The following is a 24797-nucleotide window of genomic DNA, read 5'->3' on the forward strand; positions in this document are numbered from 1 at the left end:
CAGGCATGGCGGATGAATTCAACGCCGAGCAGCGGCGCTACCTCGAAGGCTTCGCCGCGGGCATCGGCGCGGCGCGGATCACCGGAGGTCTGGCGACAGGGCAGGGGGCCGGGGCCCCCGCCCCGGAGCCCACCGGCCCGGATGCGATCCACATCAAGGCCCAGGACGCGACGGTGAAGGCCGGCGGCAAGCTCTGCGAGCAGGAGAAGTGGAAGCGCGCCGAGAGCCCCTTCGACGGTCACAACCGGCTGAAGGCCGAGGCGGCGCAGGGCAAGGCTCCGAAGCCCGAGGACAATTTCCGCTGGCGCTACCACGGGATGTTCTGGGTCGCGCCTAACCAGGTGAGCTACATGTGCCGCCTGCGCATCCCCAACGGGGTGCTGCACCATTGGCAGTTCGCCGGGGTCGCCGACCTCGCCGATGCCCATGGCGGCGGGTACGTTCATGTGACGACCCGGGCGAACCTGCAGGTCCGGGAGATCGCGCCCGAGCATGCCCAGCCCTTCCTCGATGGGCTCGCCGATATCGGCCTCGGCGCGCAGGGTGCGGGGGCGGACAACATCCGCAACGTCACCGGCTCCCCCACCGCAGGCATCGACGCGCAGGAGATCCTGGACACCCGGCCGCTCGCCAAGTCCTGGAATAACTGGATCATCAACGACCGCTCGCTCTACGGCCTGCCGCGCAAGTTCAACGTCGCCTTCGATGGCGGCGGCGTCATGCCGGTGCTGGAGGAGACGAACGATGTCGGCTTCCAGGCGGTCGAGGTGCTGGAGGGCGCCACGGTGGCGCCCGGCATCTGGATGCGCCTCGTGCTCGGCGGCATCTCCGGCCACAAGGACCTCGCCCGCGATACCGGCGTCGTGCTGAAGCCGGAGGAGTGCAATCAGGTTGCCGACGCGATCATCCGCGTCTTCATCGAGAACGGCGACCGGACCAACCGCAACAAGGCGCGGATGAAGTATGTCCTCGACGCCTGGGGCTTCGAGAAGTACCTCGCCGCCGTCGAGGAGAAGCTCGGGCGCAAGCTGGAGCGGGTCGATCCCGCCCACATCGCCCCCCGCAAGCCCACGAACCGCTATTCCCATGTCGGCATCCACAAGCAGAGGCAGGAAGGCCTGAACTGGGTCGGCGTCGTGCTGCCCGTCGGCAAGATGCTGAGCGACGAGGTGCGGGCGCTGGCGGCCATCGCCCGGGATTGCGGCGACGGTCAGATCCGTCTCACCGTCTGGCAGAATTTTATCTTTTCCGGCGTGCCGGACTTTAAGCTGGAGGAAGTCGAGCGGCGGGTGTCGGAACTCGGCCTGTCGATCAAGGCCGAGGGCATCCGGGCGGGGCTCGTCGCCTGCACAGGCGCGCGGGGCTGCAAGTTCGCCGCCTCCGATACCAAGGGCCACGCCATACTCATCGCCGAGCATGTCGAGCGCACGGTGAAGGAGCTCGACGTGCCGGTGAACGTCCACCTCACCGGCTGCCACCATAGCTGCGCCCAGCATTACATCGGCGATATCGGCCTGATCGGCGCCAAAGTCGTCGTCTCGGAGGAGGGCGACACCGTCGAGGGTTACGACATCGTGGTCGGCGGCGGCTTCGCCGAGACCCCGAAGATCGGCACCGAGATCTGGAAGGCGGTGAAGGCCGAGGATGCACCCGTGCGCGTCGAGGCGCTGCTGCGCACCTACCTCGCCGGACGCAGCGACAAGGCCGAGACCTTCCAGCAATTCACCGCCCGGACCGGCCCGGAGGCGCTGCGCGCCGCCGCCGAAGCCGAACCCGCCCTGAGGGAAGCCGCATGACCCAGCATGTCTCGCCCCCGCTCGTCCTGATCCCCGAGACCGCCCCGTTCGACCCCGACCAGCGGGCGTGGCTCTCCGGCTATTTCGCCGCCCTGCTCGGCCCGGCCGTCGAGGGGGCGACCGCGCTCGCTCCCGGCGAGGCTCCGGCCTCCGGCCCAAAGCTCGCCGACAACGACGACGCGCCCTGGCACGACCCGTCGATGCCCCTGCCCGACCGCATGGACCTCGCCAAGGAGCGGCCCGAGGCCCAGAAGCTGATGGCCGCCATGGCGCAGCAGGATTGCGGCCAGTGCGGCTACAACTGCGCCGACTATGCCAACGCCATCTTCCTCAAGAACGAGGCGCGTCTGAACCTCTGCCAGCCCGGCGGCAAGGAGACGATGCGGATGCTCAAGAAGCTGGACGAGGAGTTCGGCGCGGCCGGCGGCTCCGCTCCGGCTGCCGCCGCCGCGGCCGCCGCCGAGGCCAAGGCCCCGGACCTCGGCCCTCTGGGCTATTGCCGCGAGAACCCGGTCGAGGCCCTGTTCCTCTCCCGGCGGCGCCTCAACGAGCCCGGCGGCGAGAAGGAGACGTGGCACATCGAGATCGGCCTCGACGGCACGCCGATCCAGTACGAGGTCGGCGATTCCCTCGGGCTGTTCCCCGCCAACGCCCCGGCGCTGGTCGATGCGGTGGTCGCCGAACTCGGCGCCCGGCCGGAGAGAAAGATTGGCGAGCGGACGCTGCGGGACCACCTGCTCGTCAACTATGCGCTCGGCGCCGCGCCGGACAACCTCTACCAGCTGCTGTCGCTGCTCACCTCCGGGGCGGCGCGCAAGAAGGCGCAGGCGCTCGCCTCCGGCGAGGACCCGGACGGGGATGCCGCCTATCTCGACGTGCTCGGCGCCCTGCACAAGTTCCCCGGGGCGAGGCCGGATGCGGAGGTCTTCCTCGAGGCGCTGGATGAGTTGCAGCCCCGGCTCTACTCGATCTCGTCCTCGCCGAAGATGGATGCGGGCCGGGTGTCCCTGACGGTGGACGCGGTGCGCTACAACCACCGCTCCCGGCTGCGCCTCGGCGTCGCCTCGACCCATCTCGGCGAGCGCCTGCCCGAGCAGACCAGGGTCAAGATCTACCTGCAGAAGGCCCACGGCTTCGGCCTCCCGGCGGACCTGTCGAAGGATGTGATCATGTGCGGCCCCGGCACCGGGATCGCCCCGTTCCGGGCCTTCCTGCGCGAGCGCGCGGCGACCCAGGCGCCCGGCCGGAACTGGCTGTTCTACGGCCACCAGCGCCAGGCGAGCGACTTCTTCTACAAGGACGAGCTGACGAAGCTGAGGGACGACAAGGTGCTGACCCGCCTGTCGCTGGCGTGGTCCCGGGACGGATCGGAAAAAACCTACGTCCAGGACCGGATGCGCGAGAACGGTGCCGACCTCTGGAAGTGGCTCGAAGGCGGCGCGCATTTCTACGTCTGCGGCGATGCCAAGCGCATGGCCAAGGACGTGGAGCGGGCGATCATCGATGTCGCCGCCCAGCACGGCGGCAAGAGCCCGGAGGATGCGGTCGCCTATCTCGGCGCGCTGAAGAAGGCCGGGCGGTATCAGGCGGACGTGTACTGACGGGTATCCCCTCTCCCCGCCTGCGGGGAGAGGGGCCCAACGCCGGTGTCGGCGGACACGGCCGATCCCAATCTCCCTCCTCATCCTGAGGTGCGGCGAAGCCGCCTCGAGGGAGGGCTCCAGAAGGCTCCGCGATCCCTGGAGCCCTCCTTCGAGGCCCGCCAAGCGGGCACCTCAGGATGAGGGGGAGGGTGGGAGCCAGTTCGCGGCCTTCTCCCCGCAAGACGGGGAGAGGGGAGAAACGGCCCGGCCCGCCTCTTGCCTCACCGACGAGACCCACACCCGAGGAACCCGCCATGACCGCTGAGGTCCGCACCACTTGCCCGTATTGCGGCGTCGGCTGCGGCGTGCTCGCGACGCCGGACGGGAAGGGCGGCGCGGCGATCGCCGGCGACGCCGAACACCCGGCCAACTACGGCCGGCTGTGCTCCAAGGGCTCGGCGCTCGGCGAGACCCTGTCCCTCGACGACCGGCTGCTCCACCCGCAGCTTAACGGCGAGCGGGTCTCCTGGGACGCGGCGCTCGGCACCGTCGCGGCGGAATTGCAGCGAATCGCCGGGGCCCACGGGCCGGAATCGGTCGCCTTCTACCTCTCCGGCCAGTTGCTCACCGAGGATTATTACGTCGCCAACAAGCTCGCGAAGGGCTTCGTCGGCACGCCGCATGTCGAGACCAACTCGCGGCTGTGCATGTCGAGCGCGGTGGCGGCCCACCGCCGGGCCTTCGGCTCGGATACCGTGCCCGGCTGCTACGAGGACCTCGACGAGGCGGACCTGATCGTCCTCGTCGGCTCGAACACCGCATGGTGCCACCCGGTCCTGTTCCGCCGGATGGCCGACGCCAAGGCCAAGCGCGGCACCAAGTTCGTGGTGATCGACCCCCGCCGCACCCAGACCGGGCAGGAGGCCGACCTGTTCCTCGGGCTCAAGCCCGGCAGCGACGTGGCGCTGTTCTCCGGTCTCCTCGTCCACCTCACCGAGAACGGCTTCAGCGACCGGGCCTTCGTGGAGGAGCACACGGCGGGCCTCGACGGCGCCCTCGACCGCGCCCGCCAGATCGCCCCGAGCCTCCAGGCCACCGCCGCTGCGACGGGCTTGGCGGAGGCCGACATCGCCGCCTTCTACGACCTGTTCGCCCGGACCCGGCGGGTCGTCACCGCCTTCTCAATGGGCGTGAACCAGTCGGTGCAGGGCACCGACAAGGGCAATGCCATCATCAACTGCCACCTCGTCACCGGCCGGATCGGCGGGGTGGGGCAGGGGCCGTTCTCCCTCACCGGCCAGCCTAACGCCATGGGCGGGCGGGAGGTCGGCGGTCTGTCCAACATGCTCGCCGCCCACATGCATTTCGCCCCCGAAGAGGTCGACCGGGTCCGCCGCTACTGGGCCGCCCCGCGGATCATCACCGGCGAGGGCATGAAGGCCGTCGCCCTGTTCGAGGCGGTGCGCGCGGGCCGGATCAAGGCCCTGTGGGTGATGGGCACCAACCCCATCGTCTCGATGCCCCGGGCCGACCACGTCCGCGAGGCGATCCGCGGCCTCGACCTGCTGGTTGTCTCCGACATCATGGCCAACGCCGACACCGCCCGGGAGAAGGCCCGTACCACGGTGCTGCTGCCGGCACAGGGCTGGGGCGAGAAGGACGGCACGGTCACGAATTCCGAGCGGCGGATCTCCCGCCAGCGCCGCTTCCTGCCGATCCCCGGCGAGGCCCGGCCGGACTGGGCGGTGCTCGCCGAGGTCGGCCGCCGCCTGGGCCACGGCAAGGCGTTCGACTGGCCAAGCGTCGCGGCGGTGTTCCGGGAGCATGCCGGCCTTTCGGCCTACGAGAACGGCGGCACCCGGGACTTCGACCTCGGCGGGCTCACCGACATCGCCGACAGCGCTTATGCGGCTTCCGGGCCTGTGCAATGGCCCCTACCCAAGCGCGGCGGGCCGAAGCCGCGTCTGTTCGCCGACGGGCGGTTCTACACCTTCGACCGACGCGCCCGGTTCGTGGCGGTGCAGCCCCCCGGCCTCGCCGAGGCCGCGGGGGGAGACCACCCGTTCGTGCTCAACACCGGCCGGGTCCGCGACCACTGGCACACCATGACGCGCACCGGCAAAAGCCAGCGCCTTTCGGCCCACCGGGCTGTGCCCTTCGTGGAGATCCACCCGGAGGACGCGGCGGCAAGGGGCCTGAGCGAGGGGGGCATCGCCCGGGTCTCGACCGTCCACGGCAGCGCCGAGCTGGAGGTGATGGTCACCGACGCGGTGGCGACGGGCCAGCTGTTCATGCCGATGCACTGGAACGCCGCCTACGCCTCCGCGGCCCGGGTCGGGGCGCTAGTGCGCGGAGTGCCGGACCCGGTCTCCGGCCAGCCGGAACTGAAGGCGACGCCCGCCGCCATCGAGGCGGTCGCCTACCGGGCGCGGGGCTTCGTCCTGTCGCGCACCGAGGTACCGATGCCCGAGGGCTGGTGGTGGGCCAAGGCCGCGATCCCCGGCGGCTGGGGCGTGCAGTTCGCCACCCAGGACGGGTCGCGGGAGGTCGCCCTGGCGCTGCGTGGTCTCATCCAGACCGGCGGGCTGGAGCTTGCCGAGTATGCCGACCACGCGAGGGGCCGCTACCGCTGCGCCGTCTACGATGGCTCCCGCCTCGTGGCGAGCATCGCCGTGGCGCCCTCCGACGCCCGGCCCGATTGGGAGGCGGCCAAGGCGCTCTTCGCGGCGGACGAGCCGGAGGCGGCTGAGCGCCGGGCGCTCCTGTCCGGCCGGGCCGCCACCGAGGCGGCGGGGCCGGTGGTCTGCGCCTGTCACGGGGTCGGGCTCGACGTCATCGCCGCGACGATCCGCGCCGGGGCCGGCAGCGTCGAGGCGGTGGGCGCCGCCTGCAAGGCCGGCACGAATTGCGGCTCGTGCATCCCAGAGATCCGCAAGCTGCTGACCGTGGAGACCGCAAAAGCGGCGTGATTGGTGGTAGACAATCCTCCGACGCCCGCGTCTCGGCGGGATGCAACACCCGTCTTTGCGAGCGGAGCGAAGCAATCCAGGGAAGCACCATATTCGGAGGCGGCCCGCCGCCCCTGGATTGCTTCGCTCCGCTCGCAATGACGGCGAGGATTTCAGGACTCGCGCTGTTTCGCGATGTCCGTGATTGAACGATACAACGGACCATGGTCGACCCAACCACCCCCCGCCCCGCCCGCGCCCCCCGCGAGACCGCCACCGCCGGCTTGGAACCGCTGGCGGTGCTGCCGGTCTTCGTGCCCCTCCGCGGCAAGCGGGTGGTGCTGGCCGGCTCCTCCGGCGGGGCGCCGTGGAAGGTGAAGGTGCTGGCCGCCGCGGGCGCGCTTGTCGATGTCTACGCCGCCGAGCCCTCAGATGAACTGCGCGCCGTGCCTGGCGAGATCGTGGACGGGCAGGTCACCCTGCACGAGCGCCACTGGACGCCGGATGACCTCTGGGGCGCCGTCTTCTGCGTCGGCGCAATGGAAGACGAGACCGACGCGGTCGCCTTCGTCGCCGCCGCAAGGGGAACCGGCGCCATCGTCAACGCCGTCGATCGGCCGCATCTCTGCGACGTGAAGTTCGGCGCCATCGTCAACCGCTCGCCCCTAGTGGTCGGCATCTCGACGGAGGGCGCCGCCCCGGTCTTCGGCCAGACCGTCCGCGCCCGGATCGAGGCGATGCTGCCCCGCGGGTTCAGTCGCTGGATGGCCGCCGCCCGGGACTGGCGGGAGCAGGTGACGGGCCGCTTCCCCGGCTTCGCCGACCGGCGCTTCTTCTGGGAGCGCTTCACCGAGCGCGCCTTCGCCGAGCCAGACCGGGAACCCGCGCCGGCCGACCTCGCCGAACTCCTCGGCCAGACCGAGGCGGCGCCGAAGGGCGGGGCGGTGACGCTGGTCGGCGCCGGGCCGGGCGATGCCGAACTGCTGACGCTGAAGGCCCTGCGGAGCTTACGCAACGCCGACGTGATCCTCTACGACGACCTCGTCGCCCCGGCGATCCTCGACTACGCGCGACGCGAGGCGCGGACCATGCTGGTCGGCAAGACCGGCCATGGCCCCTCCTGCCGCCAGGACGACATCAACGCGCTGATGGTGCAGCTCGCGAAGTCGGGCAAGCAGGTGGTGCGGCTGAAGTCCGGCGACCCGCTGGTCTTCGGCCGGGCGGGGGAGGAGATCGAGGCGTGCCGGCAGGCCGGCATCCCGGTCACGGTGGTGCCCGGCGTGTCGGCGGCACAGGGTGCGGCGGCTTCGCTCGGCCTGTCCCTGACCCACCGGGACGCCGCACGCCGCCTGCAATACGTCACCGGCCACGACCGCAAGGGCGGCCTGCCGGAGGACCTGAACTGGTCGGCGCTCGGCGATTCCAGCGTCACGACGGTGGTCTACATGCCCAAGCGGACGCTCGGCGCGCTCCTCGAGCGGGCGGTGGCCGAGGGCCTCGCGCCCGGGACGCCGGCCCTCCTCGTCTTCAACGCCACCCGGCCGAACCAAGCCGTCGTCCGGGGCACCGCTGCCGACCTCGCCCACCGGGTCGAGGCGGCCGGGCTCGAAGGGCCGGCGCTGCTGATGGTCGGGCGGGCGCTCGCCGAGGCGGAGGAGAGCCGGGTGGCCGACGAGGAACGGCGGGCGGTGTGACCGCGTCCTAGCGCCTCATCGTCATTGCGAGCGCAGCGAAGCAATCCAGGGCAGCGGGACGCTCCACTATGGGGCGGATCCCTGGATTGCTTCGCTGCGCTCGCAATAACGGGTTTGGCGTTCGGGGATGCCGAGGAGCGTCTCACTCCCCCACCGTCGCCTCCCGCGCGGCCGACTTCGGTCGCTCGCCCAGGGGCCGTTCCTCCAACAGGGCGAGGAAGACGAAGGCCAGGAGCAGGCACAGGCAGGCCGCCATGAAGACGTGGCGGAAGGTGGCCGCCAGCAGGGCCGGGTCCGCACCGCGGAGAAGGCTCTCGACGTCGGCCCCCCCGCCGCCCACCGCCGCCCCGAGCACGATGGTCCCGAACACCGCCACGATGAGCGCGCCGCCCAGCGACCGGAAGAAGTTCATCGCCGCCGTGGCGATGCCCAGTTGGTGGGGTGCGACCGCGTTCTGGATGGTGATCGTCGAGAGGGGCAGGATCGTCCCGAGGCCGATCGACAGGAAGGCCAGGGCCGTCTCCATCAGCCAGAACGGCAGGTCGCGCCCATACACGGCCAGGAGCGCGCAGGCGGCGAGGCTCACCCCCATCATCGCCAGGGGCACCCGCTTGTAGTGCCGGAAATACAGCATCGAGCGCCCGGACAGGGTGGCCCCCGTGACCGTGCCGGCCATCAGCGGTACCAGGGCGAGGCCGGACTGGCTCGCCGTAAGCCCCACCACCCCTTCGAGAAAGATCGGCACGTAGATCGTGAGGCCGATGAAGGTGCCCATGGCGAAGCAGGCGGCCAGCGTCGCGCAGGCCACGATCCGGTTGGCGAGGACCGTCGTGGGGATCAGCGGCTCGGCCGCCGTCATCAGCCGCACGGCGAAGCCCAGGCTGAACACGAAGGCCGCCCCCAGGAGCCCCAGCACCGGCACGGAGAGCCACGGTTCGTGGACGCCGCCCCGGCTGAGGGCGAGGAGAAGGGCAGTGGAGCCCAGCACGAGGAGCACCGCCCCGGGATAGTCGAGGCGGTGGCGCCGCTCGTGGCGCGGCAGCAGCTTCAGCTTGTCGTTGGTGAGGAGGAAGGCCAGAAAGCCGATGGGCAGGTTGATCCAGAAGATCAGCGACCAGTGGAAATGCTGGGCCAGCACGCCCCCGAGGAGCGGCCCCGCCACGGAGGCGGTGGCGAACACCCCCGCGATGTAAACCTGATAACCGGCCCGCTCCTTCGGCGACATGATGTCGGCCAGGATCGTCTGCGACAGGGCGATGAGGCCGCCCCCGCCGATCCCCTGGAGGGCGCGGGCCAGCGCCAGGGCGATCATCGTCGGCGCGAGGGCACAGGCCAGGGATCCCAGGCTGAACACCGTGATCGCAATGAGCAGCATCACCCGCCGCCCGTGGATGTCGCTCAGCTTGCCGTAGAGGGGCGTGACCGCCGTGGAAGCGAGCAGGTAGGCCGTGACGATCCAGGGAAGGTTTGTGGCATCGCCGAGTTCGAGCCCGATGGTGGGCATCGCGGTGGCGACGATGGTCTGGTCGAGGGCGGCCAGCAGCATCGCCGCCATGAGCCCGGCGACGATGGCCCGGATCTCGTGCCGGTCGAGGCGCTTCTCGATGCGGTCTCCGGTGCTGGAGGCGGAAGCCGCCTCCGGGCCGGGGATCGCCGCCCGGGCCTCAGGCCCGTCTGCCAGTTCGATCGCGCGCACCTGTCCTGCCTCATCCTGGACGCCGTGCGTCCGTCCGGAGGGCGCGTGTGACGTCGAAGGGGGGAGCCGCCCCGGAAGGCGCGGCGCAGGGCGTCGCGATGGGCGGTACGAGAAGAGCTACTTAGCGCACCGGATGCCGGTGCACACTCTCGTATACAGCGGGGCTCGCCCGACGGCTATGCGCGGGGTTCGGCCTCACGGGCGACGGCCCGGTAGCCGATATCCCGGCGGCAGAAGCCTTCCGGCCAGTCGATCCGGGCCACGGCCGCATAGGCGCGGGCCTGCGCATCGGTGACGCTTTCGCCGAGCGCCGTGACCGCGAGCACCCGGCCCCCGTCGGCGAGGATCTGGTCGCCCTCGGCGCGGGTGCCGGCCTGGAAGACGTGGACGCCCTCGCCCTCCGCCGCCTCGATCCCGCGGATCACCGAGCCGCGGACCACGGCCCCGGGATAGCCGGCTGCCGCCATCACCACCGTGAGGGCCGTGCGGCAGGGGTCCGATTCGAGGGTCACGCCTGTCAGGTCGCCGTCGCAGGCCGAGAGGAGGGCGGGCACGAGGTCGGAGGCGAGGCGGGGCATCAGCACCTGGGCCTCGGGATCGCCGAAGCGGGTGTTGTACTCGATGAGCTTCGGTCCGTCGGCGGTGAGCATCAGACCGGCGTAGAGGATGCCGGTGAAGGGGCATCCCCGGGCGCGCATGCCCGCCAGGGTCGGGTTGATGATCTCAGCCATCACCCGGGCCTCGATCTCCGGCGTGACGACGGCGGCGGGGGCGTAGGCGCCCATGCCGCCGGTATTCGGGCCCCGGTCGCCGTCGAAGACGCGCTTGTGGTCCTGGGCCGTGCCCACGGGGATGGCGCGGGTGCCGTCGCACAGGGCGAAGAAGCTGGCCTCCTCCCCGAACAGGCACTCCTCCACCACCACCTCCGCGCCCGGTCCGGCGAAGAGGGCGTGGAGGGCGTCCTCGGCCTGATCCAGGCTCTCGGCGACGGTGACGCCCTTGCCGGCGGCCAGGCCGTCCGCCTTCACGACGATCGGCGCCCCGCGTTCGCGGACATAGGCCAGGGCCCGGTCCAGATCGGTGAAGCGCGCGAAGGCGGCGGTCGGGATGCCGTACTCGGCGCAGAGATCCTTGGTGAAGCCCTTCGAGCCCTCCAGGCGTGCAGCGTCGCGGGTCGGGCCGAAGGCCCGGATGCCGGCGGCGCTCAGGTCGTCGACGAGCCCCGCCACCAGGGGTGCCTCCGGCCCCACGATGACGAGGCCGATCCGCTCGGCCCGGCAAAAGGCGGTCATGGCCCCGTGGTCGGACACCCGCAGGTCAGGCAGGTTTGTGCCGTGCCGGGCGGTCCCGGGATTCCCGGGGGCCGTGAACAGCTGGGTACAGAGGGGGCTCTGCGCGAGGCGCCACGCGAGCGCATGCTCGCGACCGCCGGATCCGATCAGGAGGATTTTCATGTCCGAGCCATCATCGCACCCGGTTCTGAACCGATCGTATCCGTGAGAAAAGACCCTTCCCGAACTTGTCCCGTCCCAGTCTGTCGGCTCAGCAGCCGGTGCAGATGCTCGTGTTGAAGCCGCGATGGCTCCGGCCGCCCCGGTGCGACGGGCGAGCGATGATCCCGTACTCGCCGGGGTAAACCGGCGAGGGGTTGTATTGCACGTTGCGCTGGGCCTGCATGTTCAGGGTGTTGTAGTTCGAGATTTGCTGCTGCTGCAGGCTGCGGAACTGGCTCTGGATGGCGAAGGACTGGTTCGCGGCATTGGGGTTCGACTGCTGGACCTGGGCCGAGGCCGGGCCGGCCAGGACCAGGGTGCCGAGAGCCAGGATGCCGGGGGCGACAAGGCCCAGGGGGAAGCGGACGCGCATCGGTGTCTCCTGAAAGACGATGTCAGTGTTACCGAACCGACGCGTCGCCGCCACCCCCGGTTCCGGGGCGCGTCAACCGGGCACGACCGGACGCTTGATGGTGGGCAGGCCGTCGATCTCGGCACGATCCATCTTCGTGTGGGCCTGAACCAGGGCATGCGGCGTGAGTGCCATCCACTGGGTGAGCGAGAGGTCGGCGTAGCGCGGGCTCTTGAACATTTCCAGGAAGGTCAGTGTCTCGTTGCCCGTATTCTCGATGTAGTGACCCATGGCGAAGGGCACGTAGCCGACATCCCCGGCCTGATAATCGAAGGTGCGGGCCTTCGATTCGGAGCCGAACACCGTCATCCGCCCCTTGCCGGACAGGTAGTACTGCCATTCGTCGCCGTTCGGATGCCAGTGGAGTTCGCGCATCCCGCCGGGCTCGACCTCGACGAGCGCCGCCGCGATGGTGGCCGAGGCGGGGAAGATCGAGGAATCGGTGATCCGCACCGTGCCGCTCTTCGTGCGGATCGGCTCCTGGGCAAGCATCCGGTGGCTGAAGGACTTGGGCACAGGGCCGGCGCCGCCGAGCTTATCGTCGGCCAGCGGGCCGGGCTTCGGGCCGGGGAAAATATAAAGCTCTTTCTCAGGAATCCCGTCGAAGGCATTCTCCGGCAAGCCGAAATTCTTCGCCAGCACCTCACGCGGGGTGTGGGCCATCCAGTCGGTGATCAGGAAGGTCGAGTCCTCCGAGAAGGCCCCGTCGTCGAAGACGAGCAGGAACTCGCAGCCGTCATCCGGACCGTCCAGGCCCTGGATCGAATGGGGGATGCCGGAGGGGAAGTACCAGAGGTCGCCCGGCCCGACATCGTCGGCGAAGGTGCGCCCGTCCTGGTCCACGGCGGTGATCCGCGCCCGGCCCTTGATCATGTAGGACCACTCGGCCTCCTTGTGCCAGTGCATCTCCCGGACCGCGTTGGCCTTGAGGCGCATGTTCACGCCGGCCATCGCCTTCGAGATCGGCAACTCGCGGATCGTGGTCTGGCGGGCCCAGCCGCCGACCTCCAGCCGCATGTGGCTGTCGGCGAAGGACCATTTCAGGTTCGGCATGGTGCCGTGGTCCGTAGCGGGCGGCGCGACGGTGTTGGGTTCCTCCGCTGCCCGTTGCGGGTTCTTGGGGCCGAGGATGTCCGCGCCCTTCGGGCCGCGCTCCGGCACCGGCCCGGACGGGGAGGGCGCCTGCGCCCCGGCCGGCGAGGCCGCCAGGGCAGTGCCGGCCGCGGCGGCGATCAGGCCGCGTCGGGACATGTCTCTCATAGGGGAATCCGTCAGTCGCTACTCAGCCGGGTGGGCTCACCCGTGCGACCGCGAAAACCGGCGAAACCCGCGCCTGGTTCGAGCGGGCGCAAAATCGCCGCGGCCTCCGCCGGACTTCAGGCCTGCTTCGTGCGTTAAGCCCGCGACACGGCCTGCGGCAGCGGCCTGCACCCGTGTGGAAACCGCACGGAAACACGTGCACTGTATTCATGATCCACGGGCTTGGGACCGGCGGGAACGGATGGCAGACCAGGATGCAGCCGGCCAGCCGGCATGGCGTGGGACACGGTGGCTCGTCCTGATCGCCGTGGCCGGCGCCGGCTTCGTCGGTTACCGCACGTGGTCCGAGCCGTCCCGGGCTGCGGTCTCCAGCGCGCCCTCGCCCCGTGGTCCCGTCTCCGTGCGCGTGGCGACCGCCAAGCGGGCGGGCGACACGCTGGACCTCACCCAGACCGGCACCACCCAGGCCTTCGACACGGCGAGCCTCTACCCGCGGGCGACGGGCTACATCGCCGAGCGGCTGATCGACATCGGATCGCGGGTCAGGAAGGGCGACCTGCTGTTCCGCATCAGCGCGCCGGATCTCGACCAGCAACTGGCACAGGCGCAATCGCAGGTGGTGCAGCTTCAGGCGGCCCTCGCCCAGTCCAAGGCGATGGTGGATCAGGCCGAGGCCAACCGCCATCTCGCCGACGTCAACAACAAGCGCACCACGACTTTGGCCGGCACGGGCATCGCCACCGCGCAGACCGCGGATACGGCGCGGGCGGGTGTGCTCACCCAGTCGGCCAACCTCTCCGCCGCCCAGGCGGCGGTAAAGGTCGCCGAGGCCAACATCGCCGCCCAGGAAGCGCAAGTGGCCCGGCTGAAGGTGCTCACCGGATTCGAGGAGATCCGCGCGCCCTTCGACGGGGTGGTCACGACCCGCAACAACGACATCGGCGACGCGGTGACGGCCGACACCAACACGGGCCTTCCGCTGGCCACCCTCGCCCGGGACGACGTCCTGCGCATGGCGGTGAACGTGCCGCTTTACGCTGCCGACGGGGTGCGCGACGGGCTTAACGCCCGGATCGAGGTGGCGCAGATCCCCGGTAAGGTCTTCCCCGGCACGGTGTCCCGCTCCTCGGCGGCGCTCCTCTATGCCTCGCGCATTCTCGTGACGCAGGTGGACATCCCCAACCCGACCCACGAACTCCAGCCCGGGCTCTACATCACCGTGACGCTGTCGATCCCCCGGCCGACCCCCGTGGTGAGCGTCCCCAACGACAGCCTGATCTTCGACCAGGGGGGCACCCAGGTGGCGGTGGTCGAACCCGCCGGGGAAGGGGATCGCTTCGTGGTGCGGATGCGCCGGGTGTCGATCCTCCGCCAGGGCGATACGGGCCTCGAACTCCGTGCCGGCCTCGAGGGAGGAGAGCAGGTGGTGGTCGGCCCCCCGGCCTCCCTCCGCGACGGCGATCCCGCGGCGCCGCGCAAGGAGGCAAAGGCGGGCACGTAGCGCGGCCGGTCGCGACGGCCCTGGCCGAACGGGGTCGACGCCATGATTGGTGCGGATCGCTTCCTCCCTGTTGCAGCCTCTCCGTCTTTGCGAGCGAAGCGAAGCAATCCAGGGCAGCCGAACTTCTCAGGATGTTCAGGATCCCTGGGTTGCTTCGCTTCGCTCGCAAAGACCGTGGAGATGATGCGATCCACGGAACACAGGAAATGCCTACAGCCGCACCCGAACGAGGTGGTTCAGCAAGCCTTCTCCAGATCTTCACTTCAGGATGAGGTGAGAGGCTGGGGGCCGCCTCAACGTAATCGGTCGCTGCCCTAGCCCGGCAGCCGGGCCCGCGGATCCGTCCGCGCGAGGCGTGCCAGCAGGTACTCCACTTCCTCCGTCGCCTGGGGCGTCAGGTTCTGGGAAGGCTTGCGCTGGGCATCGGACGCAAAGATCCCCCGACGCTTGAAGACGTATTTGCGCACGGCGAGCCCCAGCGGACCCTGCTGCTGCTCGTAGCGAAGGTAGGGGAGGTGGGCGTCGAACAGGTCGTGGGCCTCGTCCCGGCGCCCTTCCCGCGTGAGGCGCACCACGTCCACCAGCATCTCGGGGAAGGCGTAGCCGGTGTTGGCGCCATCGACGCCGCGCTCAGCCTCGAAGTCGAGGAACAGGCCGCCGTTCCCCACCAGGATCGCGATGCGCCGCATCGACCCGTCGCGCTCGTAGCCACGCAGGGTGGTGATCTTCTCAAGGCCCGGCCAATCCTCGTGCTTGAGCATCACGCAGGAGGGGTTCTCCGTGACGATCCGGCGGATCAGGGCGGGGGTCATCGCCACCGAGAAGGTCAGCGGATAATCCTGAAGCACGAAGGGAACATCCGGCCCTATCGCCTCGGCAGCATTGCGAAAATAGGCGGCGACCTGATCGTCGGTGCGTAGGGTGTTGGGGGGCGCGATCATCACACCGGCCGCGCCCATCTCCATCACGTCCCGGGCGAGGGAGCGCATGGCCGCGAAGCCCGGCGCCGTCACGCCGACGATGACCGGGAGCCGCGTCCGGCCGATCACCCGCCGGGCGACGGCGGTGCCTTCCGCATGGTCGAGCTTACCGGCTTCACCGAGTTGCCCGAGGATCGTCAGCCCATCGACGCCCACGCCCTCGAAGTAGTCCACCATCCGGTCGAGGGAGGTTTCGTCGATCCGACCGTCCGGGTGGAACGGCGTCGGGGCGATCGGTACGACGCCGCGGATGTCGCTGGTCAGGGGCATGAGACGCAAGCCTTCCGGGGATACGGAGGAGAGGTCTTAGCAGGCCACCGACCGTCTTTGCGAGCAACGCGAAGCAATCCAGGGATACGGATCGTTTGGAGACGGCCCGCTAGCCCTCGGATTGCTTCACTGCGTTCGCAATGACGGGAAAGGGGGCGCCCCTCACCCCAGCAGCTTGTCGAGGGTGATCGGGATGTCCCGCACCCGAATCCCCGTCGCATGCCAGACGGCGTTGGCGATGGCGCCGGCGGTGCCGGTGATGCCGATCTCGCCCACACCCTTCACGCCGAGCGCGTTCACCACCGAATCCTCCTCCGGCACGAGGATCGCCTCCATCGGCGGAATGTCGGCATTCACCGGCACATGGTATTCGGCGAGGTTATCGTTGAGGAACCGGCCGGTGCGCGGGTCCATCTCCGCCTTCTCGTGCAGGGCGAAGGACAGGCCCCAGATCATCCCACCATAATACTGGCTGCGCACAAGGTGCGGATTGATGATCCGCCCGGCGGCGAAGGCGCCGACCAGCCGGCTCACCCGCACCTGCCCGAGATCGGGATCGACCCGCACCTCCGCGAAGACCGCCCCGTGGGCATGCATCGCGTAGGATTTCTGAGCGGCGGCGTCCGCCCCGGCCTTGCCCTTGCCCTCGATCTTCGCCCTCCCGGCCCGGGTGAGGATGTCGGAAAAGGATTCGCTCCGGCTTGGATCGTCCCGGCGGGTGAGGCGCCCGCCCGAGGCCGTGACCCCGGCATTGCCCGCACCGAACAGCGGCGAGGACTGGTCGTTCACCGCCAGTTCGGTCAGCTGGGCGATTACATCCTGCGCGGCGGCGTGGATCGCATTGCCGGCGGTGGCCGTGTGGCCGGAGCCACCCGCGATGCCGGCATTCGGCAGGTCCGAGGAGCCCATGCGGAAGGTCAGGGCCTCCATGCCGATGCCGAGGCCGTCCGCGGCGATCTGCGCGAGCGCCGTCCAGGCGCCCTGGCCCATGTCGAGGGCGCCGATCTCCACCGTGCCCTCGCCGTCCGCCCGGATCTCGGCCCGGGCCATGCCCTCGAAGATCAGGGCCGGGAAGGTCGCGGTGCCGACGCCGGTGCCGACGAGGAACCCGTCCTTATCCCGGGTCTGGCGCGGCTTCAGCGCCCGCCCAGCCCAGCCGAAGGCCTGCGCGCCGCGGGCGTAGCATTCCCGCAGGGCCTTTGAGGAGAACGGCTTTCCGGAGAACGGCTCGACCTCGGCATAGTTAGCGAGGCGAAACTCCAGCGGGTCCATGTTGAGGTCGAAGGCGAGTTCATCGAGCGCGCTTTCGATGGCGACGCTGCCGGACGCCTCGCCGGGCCCCCGCATGAACAAAGGCGTGCCGGTATCGAGCCGCACCGCCTCGTGGCGGATGGCGGTGGCCTTGCTGGCGTAGAGGGTCGTCGTCACCCGGCCCGCGGGTTCGAAGAAGTCGTCGAAGCTCGACGAGGCGGTGAGGATGTGGTGGTCGAGCGCCATCAGCTTGCCGGCCTCGTCCGCGCCGAGCCGCAGGGTCTGCCGGGTCGGACCACGGTGGCCCATCGGCCCGTACATCTGCTGCCGGGTCGGCACGAGCTTGACCGGCTTGCCGACGAGCTTCGCCGCCATGCAGGCGAGCACCTGCGGCCCTGACGGAACGCCCTTGGAGCCGAAACCGCCGCCGAGATAGGGGCTGTCGATGTGGATGTCGGTGGGCTTGATCCCGAACAGCCCGGCGAGCCGCCCCTGCGCGATGGCGAGGCCCTGGGTCGGCATGAACAGATGGAGCTTGTCGCCTTCCCAGCTCGCCACGGCCGCGTGCGGCTCCATGGCATTGTGGTACTGCGCCGGCGTCTCGTAGGTGCCGGTGAAGGTCTTGGTGGCCGAGGCCAAGCCCGCCTCGACGTCGCCGTCGACCTGCTCGGGCGGGGCGCCGACGCCGACGGAGTCCGGGGTGAAGATCTCGCCGGCATCGAGACCGATGCGCGGGGCCTCTTCCTCGTAGGTCGGGGCGAGGAGCCTCGCGCCCTCGGTCGCCGCCTCCAGGGTCTGCGCGATCACCACGGCGATGGGCTGGTTGGCGTAGCGCACCGTGTCGTTCTGCAGCACATCGATCCGGAAGGTGAAGGGCACATCCTTCAGGTCCGGGTCCTTGGCGAGCTTGGGGGCATTCTGCGGCGTCATCACCTTGACGACGCCGGGATGGGCCTCCGCCGCGGCGACGTTCAGGCTCGCCACCCGGCCACGGGCGATCTTCGAGACGCACAGCGCCGCGTGGAGGGTGCCCGGGGGCAGATTGTCGGCAGCGAAGCGCGCTTCGCCCTTCACCTTCAGGGGGCCGTCCCGGCGGGTAAGGGGCTGGCCGATGCTCGATCCGTGGCGGACCGGTTCGATGGTCGAGGTCATGGGACGATCCTCATAGAGACCTTGGGGGGCGCCTCGCCAACTCCGTCATTGCGAGCGGAGCGAAGCAATCCAGGGATGCGCTGCGACCCGAAGCGGCCCACGACCCTGGGTCGCTTCGCGATGACAAGCCGGCTCAGACGATGCCGAAGGGGGAGGCGGGGAGCGCTGGAATGTGCGCGGGCGTGCCGGCCGCCGCCTGGGTGAGGGCTCGCACCGCCACCCGGCGGGCGAGTTCGATCTTGAAGGCGTTGGCCTCGCCGGTCGGCTTGGCCCCATCGAGGGCGATCCGTGCCGCCTCGGCATAGGCCTCGGGGGAGGGCGCCTTGCCCGAGAGCGCCGCCTCGGCCTCGGAGACTCGCCAGGGCTTGAGGGCGAGGCCGCCGAAGGCGAGGCGGGCCTGCCCGATCCTGTCGCCGTCGAGGGTCATGGCGGCGGCGGCCGAGACCACGGCGAAGGCGTAGGAGGTGCGGTCGCGGACCTTCAGGTAGCGGGCGTGGCTCGCGAACTGCGCCGCCTCCGAAGGGAGGGTGAGGGCAGTGATCAGCTCGCCCGGCTCCAGCACCGTCTCCCGTTCCGGGTGGTCGCCCGGCAGGAGGTGGAACCCGGTGAGCTTGACGCTGCGCGTGCCCCCCTGCCCCTCGATCTCGACGGAGGCATCGAGGGCGGCGAGCGGGACGCAGAAGTCGGACGGGTTGGTGGCGATGCAGTGCTCGCTCCAGCCCTGGACCGCGTGGATGCGGGTCGCGTGGCCGGTGGCGGCACAGCCCGATCCCGGCTGGCGCTTGTTGCAGGGGGAGACCGCGTCGGTGAAGTACTGGCAGCGGGTCCGCTGCATCAGGTTGCCGCCCACCGTCGCCGCGTTGCGCAGCTGCGCCGAGGCACCGGCCAGGAGGGCTTCGGCCACCATCGGATAGGTCTTGGCGACGTGGGGGTCGTCCGCCACGTCGCTGTTGCGGACGAGGGCCCCGATGCGCAGGCCGCCGTCCGGCGTGGCCTCGATCCCCGACAGGCCGGGGAGGCGGGTGATGTCGATGACCCGCTCGGGGTTCGTGACACCACCCTTCATCAGGTCGACGAGGTTGGTGCCGGCGGCGAGGAAAGCCGCACCGGGCTGCCTTGCGGCGGCGAGGGCGTCGGCGACGGTGGCGGCGCGGGTGTAATCGAAGCGGATCACGCAGCGTCCTCCCGGTGTTCCATGCGGCCGCTCGCGTCCTGCACGGCCTCGAGGATGCCGGCATAGGCGCCGCAGCGGCAGAGGTTGCCGCTCATTCCCTCACGGATACGCTCGGGGTCCGTTCCGGCCCGGCCCTCGCGGATCAGGCCCACCGCGCTCATGATCTGGCCCGGCGTGCAGAAGCCGCACTGGAACCCGTCATGGGCGATGAAGGCGGCCTGGACCGGATGGAGGGCGTCGCCCTCGGACAGGCCTTCGATGGTCAGAACCTCGGCCCCGTCGAGGCTCGCGGCTAGCTGGAGGCAGGAATTGATCCGCCGCCCGTCGACCAGCACCGTGCAGGCGCCGCACTGGCCGCGGTCGCAGCCCTTCTTAGCACCGGTGAGACCAAGGCGTTCCCGCAGAAGATCGAGGAGGGTCACGCGCGGGTCATCGAGATCGATGGCGTGCGGCTTCCCGTTCAGGGTAAGCCTGATGGGTATCGTCATGCTGCCGTTTCCGCGGATCCAGGCTGGAACCGTTACAATTAGCTGTCCCCGACGGGGTGGCGAGCCCGCCTTTCCGAGAAATGTGCGCTAGCTCACAGGGCGACGCGCCGTCAGCGCGCATCGGGTGGCTGGGCTGCTTCGCCCCGCACGCATCGCCGCGGGTTTGACCGAGGGGCCCAAGCCCGCGTCAGCCGAGGGTGCTCCGCATGGCGGCGACGAGGGTCTCGACGGCCTCCTGGGCCTCCTCGCCGAGTTCGATCTCCGTGTCGCCCGCCCTGGCGAGGCCGCGCCCGGTAAGTTCCTCGACGCCCTTCGGGTCCGCCTCATGCCCGGCACCGTCCTTCCGGATGACCGAGGTGACCCGCTCGCCGCTGACCAGCCGGTGATAGGCGGCGAAAGCCAGGATCGAGAGAGCGTGGTCGGAGAGTCCCTTCACGTCGGCCATCGTCGCACCCTTGGTCGTGTCTGTCGGTCCGGCGGAACGCGGGTCGTCAGCCCACGGCTCCCGGCCAGGACGAAACGCCGCGCAGGCCATGATTATTTCTCCATTACAGGCTATCGCCCCGATTCCGACTGATTGCGACGTCTTCGCCCACCATGCCCGCCCGTCCCGAAGAGCCGCGCGTCGAAGCCAAACTGGCCTCCGACGGCCCCCGAAGCCCTGCCGACCTCGAGGCGCGCCTGCATCAGCAGGCCATCCTGTCCGCGTTCGGCGTGGAGGCTCTCCGCGGCACGGATCTCGACCTCCTGCTCCAGCGGGCGACGGTCCTGTGCGCTCAGGGGATGGGCGCCGAGTTCTGCAAGGCGCTCGAATACCTGCGGGGCGAGGATACCCTGCTCGTGCGGGCCGGAGTCGGCTGGAAGGCGGACGTGATCGGCCACGCCACCGTTGGGGCGGACCTCGCCTCGCCCGCGGGCTTCGCCCTCAAGACCGGCCGGCCGGTGATCTCGAACCACCTCGCCGCCGAGACCCGCTTCCGCACCCCGCAGCTCATGGCCGATTACGGCATCCGCCGGGCGATCAACGTGCTGATCGAGAACCGGGACGGGGCCTTCGGCGTGCTGGAGGTGGACGACAGCCGCGACGGCATGTTCGAGGAGGCGGACATCGCCTTCATGCAGGGCTTCGCCAATCTGCTCGGCAGCGCCATCGAGCGCCACCGGACGGAGGAGCTGCTCCGCGCGGCCCTCGCCCGGCAGGATCTCCTCGCCCGGGAGATGAGCCACCGGGTCAAGAACAGCCTCGCCATCGTGGCGAGCCTTCTCACCCTCCAGGCCCGCCAGAACGAGGGCGAACCCGCCGTGCTCGCCGCCCTGCAGGATGCCCGCAGCCGGGTCGAGGCCATCGCCGGCGTCCACGATCAGCTCTGGCGGCAGGGCGGCATCGAGGACAGCGGGGCAGGGGAGGCGGTGCCCGGCGAGATCGACCTCGCCCCCTTCCTCGACAAGCTCGTGGTCAACCTCGCCAGCGGCGCGCCCACCCACCGCCTGACCTGCGTGGCGGAACCGCAGAAGCTCTCAGCCGACCTCGCCATCCCCATCGGCCTGCTCGTCAACGAACTGGTCACCAACTCCCTCAAATACGCCTACCCGGCGGAACGCTTCCCCGAAGGCGGGGAGATCCGGGTGCGGACCGAGCGGGAGGCCACGACACTCTGCGTCGAGGTGGCCGACGACGGCATCGGTCTGCCGGAGGGGTTCGAGATCGGCCGGGCTTCCAAGAGCCTCGGCATGCGGGTGGTCGGGAGCCTCACCCGGCAGCTCGGCGGCACGCTGACGATACCCCCGGCGGGGAAGGGGACGACCTTCCGGCTCGCGGTGCCGCTGGAGAAGACGCGCGCCTGATTCGCCGCGGCCGGGAGATGGGGACCCATCGACACGCTGCCGACGAAACCACCGGTAGTCCCCATCAGGTGAACTCTCGCGCTTCGGGAATTTCCGGCGGGGGAGGGGCCGGGCGATGGCCTATCGGGCGCTCCGATGCCTCCATTGCACCGGGAATCCTGGCACCGTCCGGTGCCAGGCGGTATCCGGAAGGTCTCTCCCGTTCAGGCGGCGCCCCTCCCCCGGCGGCGCTGTCCACGAGGCATCCGCCATGCTCGCCCGTTCAGCCATTCTCGTCGCCACGTCCCTGCTCGCGGATCCCACCACGGCGGCCCCGGAGCCCGCTGCCACCGCCTTCACCCTGCAACGCATGGTGCCGCGGGGAGAGGCGCGGACCATTGCTTTCTATACCTCGCTGTTTCCGGATTGCTCGCCGCAGGGCCCCGTCGTGGTCCGCCTGCTCACCCAGCCCCGGCACGGGCGGGTCAGCCTGGAGGACGCGCAGTCCTTCCCACTCTATGCCGCCTCTTCGCCCCTCGCGGAGTGCAACGCCCACAAGGTGCCGGGCCGGCGGATGATCTACGAGGGGGAGGCGGGCTACGAGGGCACGGATGCGTTCCGGGTCCTCGTCATCAACGCCGACGGCACGGGTTACGAATCCGACGTGCAGATCTCGGTGCGCTGATTCGAGCGACCCCGGCGGGCTGGACAAACCACGCCGGAACCGCCGATCTCCCCGCCATGGATGCAAGACCACAGGGGGCGGGGACGACCGGGACGGGACAGGCGGCGGCCGCCCTCGCCCGGCGGCTCCACGGCTTTCGCAGCCTTGGCGACAACTGCGAATTCGGGTTCGTGCAGCGCTACGGCGGCGTCGAGCCGTCCGGCCTCCTGCGCTTCGCCTACACCCCGATGGAGGACCTGATCCGCGGCCTGCGCTGCGGCTTCGCCGATCTTGGCGCCCCGGGGGACCTGCATCTCACCGTCAGCGAGGGCGGTGCCTATTACTGCCACAGCCGGGCCTACAACATCTGGGCGAATACCGGCCAGACGCTCGGCACCGTCGAGGCTGCCGATCTCCTGGAGCGGGAATACGGCCGGATCGCCCATCTGAAGCGCAAGATGCTCGACGAGCTGTCCGAAGGATCGTTGATCTTCGTGCGGAAGGTGGCGGCTGCGGAGCCTGAGGATGATTTCGCCCGGCTGTCCGAAGCGGTCTGGGCCCACGGTCCTTCGGTCCTGCTCCGGGTGACTGAGGTGGGACCCGGCTGGCGCCCCGAGCCCGCCCGGCGCGTCGGCGACCGGTTGATCGAGGGGAGGGTGCGCCGCTTCGCCCCCACGGCGCAGGCCTGGGAGGTGGATCTCGAGCCCTGGCTGCACCTCATCGACGGCGCTTGGGCGCTGGTGCGGGACGAGGCGCCGACAAACCTCGCGTCGGGCGCCTTCCCCGAGGCCATGCCCATCCCCGACGGCCTGCGCCGCCATGCCGGCCGGCGACGGGAGACGGGCTTCAACGGCTTCACCCGGATGGTGGACGCTGCCGGCTTCGACCGGAATGCAGTCTACACCTTCACCAGCTGGGTCTGGATCCCGGAGGGCTTCGGCGGCGAGCGGATCCTCGCCGCCGCGGGCTACGGGCGCCTCGCCGGGTGCGATGCCGACCTGAGCCGCCGGAACTGCTGGCAGCCCGTCTGGGCGTCGGGCCGGCTGACGCATGCCGCCCGCGAGCCCATCGGGCTCGCCATGATCGGGAGCGGGCGGGACGCCTTCTGGTCCGCCGGCGGGCGCTTCAGCATTGGGCCGATCCCGGGGCAGGGGCCGGCACCGCCGCTCCCTGCCCCGCCTGCCCCGTATTCCGGCCGGGACCTCGTCGCACGCCTGAGGGCGCGGCTGGCGTGACGGCGCCGGGCGCCCTCCTCAGGCAGGGATGCCGTCGATCCGGGCAACGTCCTCCGCCGGGATACCAGTCTTCCGGTGCCGGAAGTCGCCCAGCGCGCCGTAGACCTGCAGGCGGGCCCGCATGACCGAGCCGAGGGGCCGATGCGCCGCGAGACTGTGGGCCGGCCGGAAGGTCATCACCTCGTCGAAGTAGCGGACCCGTTCGGGAGAATAGGCCTCCTGCCGGGGCAGGCGGATCGTCGCCACCGTGCGGTAGGGACTGACCGAGACTGGCCAATCCACCGCTGCGTCCTCGATGGGCTGCCGCTCCGCATCGGCCCAGAGCTGGGCCTTCAATGCGAAGACCACCTCGTGCTCGCGGAAGAACGCCGCGGTCGCGTGGCGGAAGCCATCCTCGTCCTCGCTGGGATCCAAGCGCCAGTCTGCGAGCGCACGCTGCCCGTCGGAGGCCGGTACCGCGCCGAGCTTCGCCACGAAGTCGCCGAAGCGCATCGGTGCCTGGCTGAAGTAGCTGTCGGCGAGGGGGTGGCTGTAGGGATGGCCGAAGAAGTCGGCCTTGGCGCTTTCCGTGCCGAACGCGTGGAGCACGCGGTTGAGGTTCCGCGCGGCGGCGGCAACCGCGCTCTTGGCGCCCTCGGGCAGACCTGTCGACTTGCCGATCACCGTGCCGTCGCGGAGGAAGCCCGCCGCCGTGCCGGACGGGAACGTCGTGCCCGTGGCGAGCACGAAGTCCTGGGTATCGACGGAGTGGTTCGGTAGCTTTTCGCCCGGCACGTCGAAGACCTTGATCGACATGCCGCGATGGGTCGACACGCGGTCGCCCAGGATTTCGCCGGGACCCTGCGCGAAGCGCACCGCCACGGGATGGGTCCCGGGCCGGGCGAACAGGCCCTGGGCGAGCTCCGGCGGGAGATCAGGGGCGACGGTGAGTTCACCCGTGACGCATGCCGAACTCTTGGCGTGGCTTGCCCGGACCGCGTGGTGGTCCCGCGCCTCCACCGTCTTCGACTGTTCCGTCATGCCCTTGATGATACCGTCGATGGAGGCCTGCTCGTCCGCGGCAGGCGTCTCGATACCGGGGGCATAGCGGAGATAGTCCATGCGCGGGGCTCCTTGTGCGCGGGGAGGGCGATCCGATAGGCCGCCGCCGCGACAAGCTCGGCGATCCGCCCCCGTTCCCGGTGACCGATTGAGGGCGATCAATTGGCGCACGAAACCACCCGTCCGCACGGCATTCCGGAGTTCGCATAAGATATATTATGGAACTAAGCGGGTCGGTTCAGGCGGGGAAGGGGGCGATGAGGTCCTCGGGGCCATCCGCTTCTGGCGCCAAACAGTGACACATCCGGCACCGTGGCGCTGCTGGATTGCTTCGC

18 protein-coding genes are annotated in these 24797 nt (G+C 70.3%); 8 read left to right on the forward strand and 10 right to left on the reverse strand.

The features are described 5' to 3' along the window. The first annotated feature begins 5 nt into the window (after positions 1-5). From MFF22_RS01605 to cysG, 4 genes are all read left to right on the forward strand, one after another. The gene (locus MFF22_RS01605; RefSeq protein WP_238247367.1) at positions 6-1796 is read left to right on the forward strand and encodes a NirA family protein; all 1791 of its coding nucleotides are present in this window, start codon (positions 6-8) and stop codon (positions 1794-1796) included. Continuing rightward, positions 1793-3397, forward strand: coding sequence for a sulfite reductase subunit alpha (locus MFF22_RS01610; protein WP_238247368.1), 1605 nt, complete (start codon positions 1793-1795; stop codon positions 3395-3397). Before MFF22_RS01605 ends, MFF22_RS01610 begins: the two co-directional genes overlap by 4 nt. 296 nt (positions 3398-3693) lie before the next feature. Next, the gene (locus MFF22_RS01615) at positions 3694-6348 is read left to right on the forward strand and encodes a nitrate reductase (RefSeq protein WP_238247369.1); all 2655 of its coding nucleotides are present in this window, start codon (positions 3694-3696) and stop codon (positions 6346-6348) included. Positions 6349-6551: 203 nt separating this feature from the next. Continuing rightward, positions 6552-8021 (forward strand): siroheme synthase CysG, encoded by a 1470-nt coding sequence (cysG, locus tag MFF22_RS01620; RefSeq protein WP_238247370.1) that lies wholly within the window; start codon positions 6552-6554, stop codon positions 8019-8021. A 142-nt stretch (positions 8022-8163) separates the two neighbouring features. On the opposite strand, the gene MFF22_RS01625 is transcribed toward cysG, so the two are convergent. The 4 genes from MFF22_RS01625 to MFF22_RS01640 form a co-directional block, all read right to left on the reverse strand. Beyond that, complete coding sequence (locus MFF22_RS01625) at positions 8164-9576, reverse strand: MFS transporter (protein WP_503128770.1); 1413 nt, start codon at positions 9574-9576, stop codon at positions 8164-8166. A gap of 317 nt (positions 9577-9893) precedes the next feature. Further along, entirely contained in the window at positions 9894-11171 is a 1278-nt protein-coding gene (purD, locus tag MFF22_RS01630) for a phosphoribosylamine--glycine ligase (RefSeq protein ID WP_238247371.1), read from the reverse strand. An 88-nt stretch (positions 11172-11259) separates the two neighbouring features. Then, entirely contained in the window at positions 11260-11583 is a 324-nt protein-coding gene (locus MFF22_RS01635) for a hypothetical protein (protein ID WP_238247372.1), read from the reverse strand. A gap of 72 nt (positions 11584-11655) precedes the next feature. After that, entirely contained in the window at positions 11656-12882 is a 1227-nt protein-coding gene (locus MFF22_RS01640; protein ID WP_238247373.1) for an oxalate decarboxylase family bicupin, read from the reverse strand. Between the two features lie 241 nt (positions 12883-13123). On the opposite strand from MFF22_RS01640, the gene MFF22_RS01645 reads away from it, so the two are divergent. Further along, positions 13124-14383 (forward strand): efflux RND transporter periplasmic adaptor subunit, encoded by a 1260-nt coding sequence (locus MFF22_RS01645; protein WP_238247374.1) that lies wholly within the window; start codon positions 13124-13126, stop codon positions 14381-14383. Between the two features lie 314 nt (positions 14384-14697). Here MFF22_RS01645 and MFF22_RS01650 read toward each other — a convergent pair whose 3' ends face one another. From MFF22_RS01650 to MFF22_RS01670, 5 genes are all read right to left on the reverse strand, one after another. Further along, entirely contained in the window at positions 14698-15633 is a 936-nt protein-coding gene (locus MFF22_RS01650) for a dihydrodipicolinate synthase family protein (RefSeq protein WP_238247375.1), read from the reverse strand. Positions 15634-15795: 162 nt separating this feature from the next. Next, complete coding sequence (locus MFF22_RS01655) at positions 15796-18036, reverse strand: xanthine dehydrogenase family protein molybdopterin-binding subunit (RefSeq protein ID WP_238247376.1); 2241 nt, start codon at positions 18034-18036, stop codon at positions 15796-15798. 133 nt (positions 18037-18169) lie between these two features. After that, positions 18170-19210, reverse strand: coding sequence for an FAD binding domain-containing protein (locus tag MFF22_RS01660; RefSeq protein WP_238247377.1), 1041 nt, complete (start codon positions 19208-19210; stop codon positions 18170-18172). Next, on the reverse strand, positions 19207-19698 hold the full coding sequence (locus MFF22_RS01665) for a (2Fe-2S)-binding protein (protein ID WP_238247378.1): 492 nt from the start codon (positions 19696-19698) through the stop codon (positions 19207-19209). The genes MFF22_RS01660 and MFF22_RS01665 overlap by 4 nt, the downstream gene beginning before the upstream one ends. A 187-nt stretch (positions 19699-19885) precedes the next feature. Then, entirely contained in the window at positions 19886-20143 is a 258-nt protein-coding gene (locus MFF22_RS01670; RefSeq protein WP_238247379.1) for a hypothetical protein, read from the reverse strand. 152 nt (positions 20144-20295) lie between these two features. Between MFF22_RS01670 and MFF22_RS01675 the strand changes: the two genes are divergently transcribed. The 3 genes from MFF22_RS01675 to MFF22_RS01685 all read left to right on the forward strand — a co-directional run bounded on the left by MFF22_RS01675 (position 20296) and on the right by MFF22_RS01685 (position 23421). After that, positions 20296-21543, forward strand: a complete 1248-nt coding sequence (locus tag MFF22_RS01675) for a sensor histidine kinase (RefSeq protein WP_238247380.1) — start codon at positions 20296-20298, stop codon at positions 21541-21543. Positions 21544-21793: 250 nt separating this feature from the next. Beyond that, the gene (locus MFF22_RS01680; protein ID WP_238247381.1) at positions 21794-22207 is read left to right on the forward strand and encodes a hypothetical protein; all 414 of its coding nucleotides are present in this window, start codon (positions 21794-21796) and stop codon (positions 22205-22207) included. A 56-nt stretch (positions 22208-22263) separates the two neighbouring features. Further along, the gene (locus MFF22_RS01685; protein WP_238247382.1) at positions 22264-23421 is read left to right on the forward strand and encodes a hypothetical protein; all 1158 of its coding nucleotides are present in this window, start codon (positions 22264-22266) and stop codon (positions 23419-23421) included. An 18-nt stretch (positions 23422-23439) separates the two neighbouring features. On the opposite strand, the gene MFF22_RS01690 is transcribed toward MFF22_RS01685, so the two are convergent. Next, positions 23440-24522, reverse strand: coding sequence for a catalase family protein (locus MFF22_RS01690; protein ID WP_238247383.1), 1083 nt, complete (start codon positions 24520-24522; stop codon positions 23440-23442). Positions 24523-24797 lie beyond the last annotated feature (275 nt).

The sequence above is a fragment of the Methylobacterium persicinum genome, from assembly GCF_022179525.1.
In the GTDB taxonomy this organism is placed as follows: Bacteria; Pseudomonadota; Alphaproteobacteria; order Rhizobiales; family Beijerinckiaceae; genus Methylobacterium; species Methylobacterium persicinum.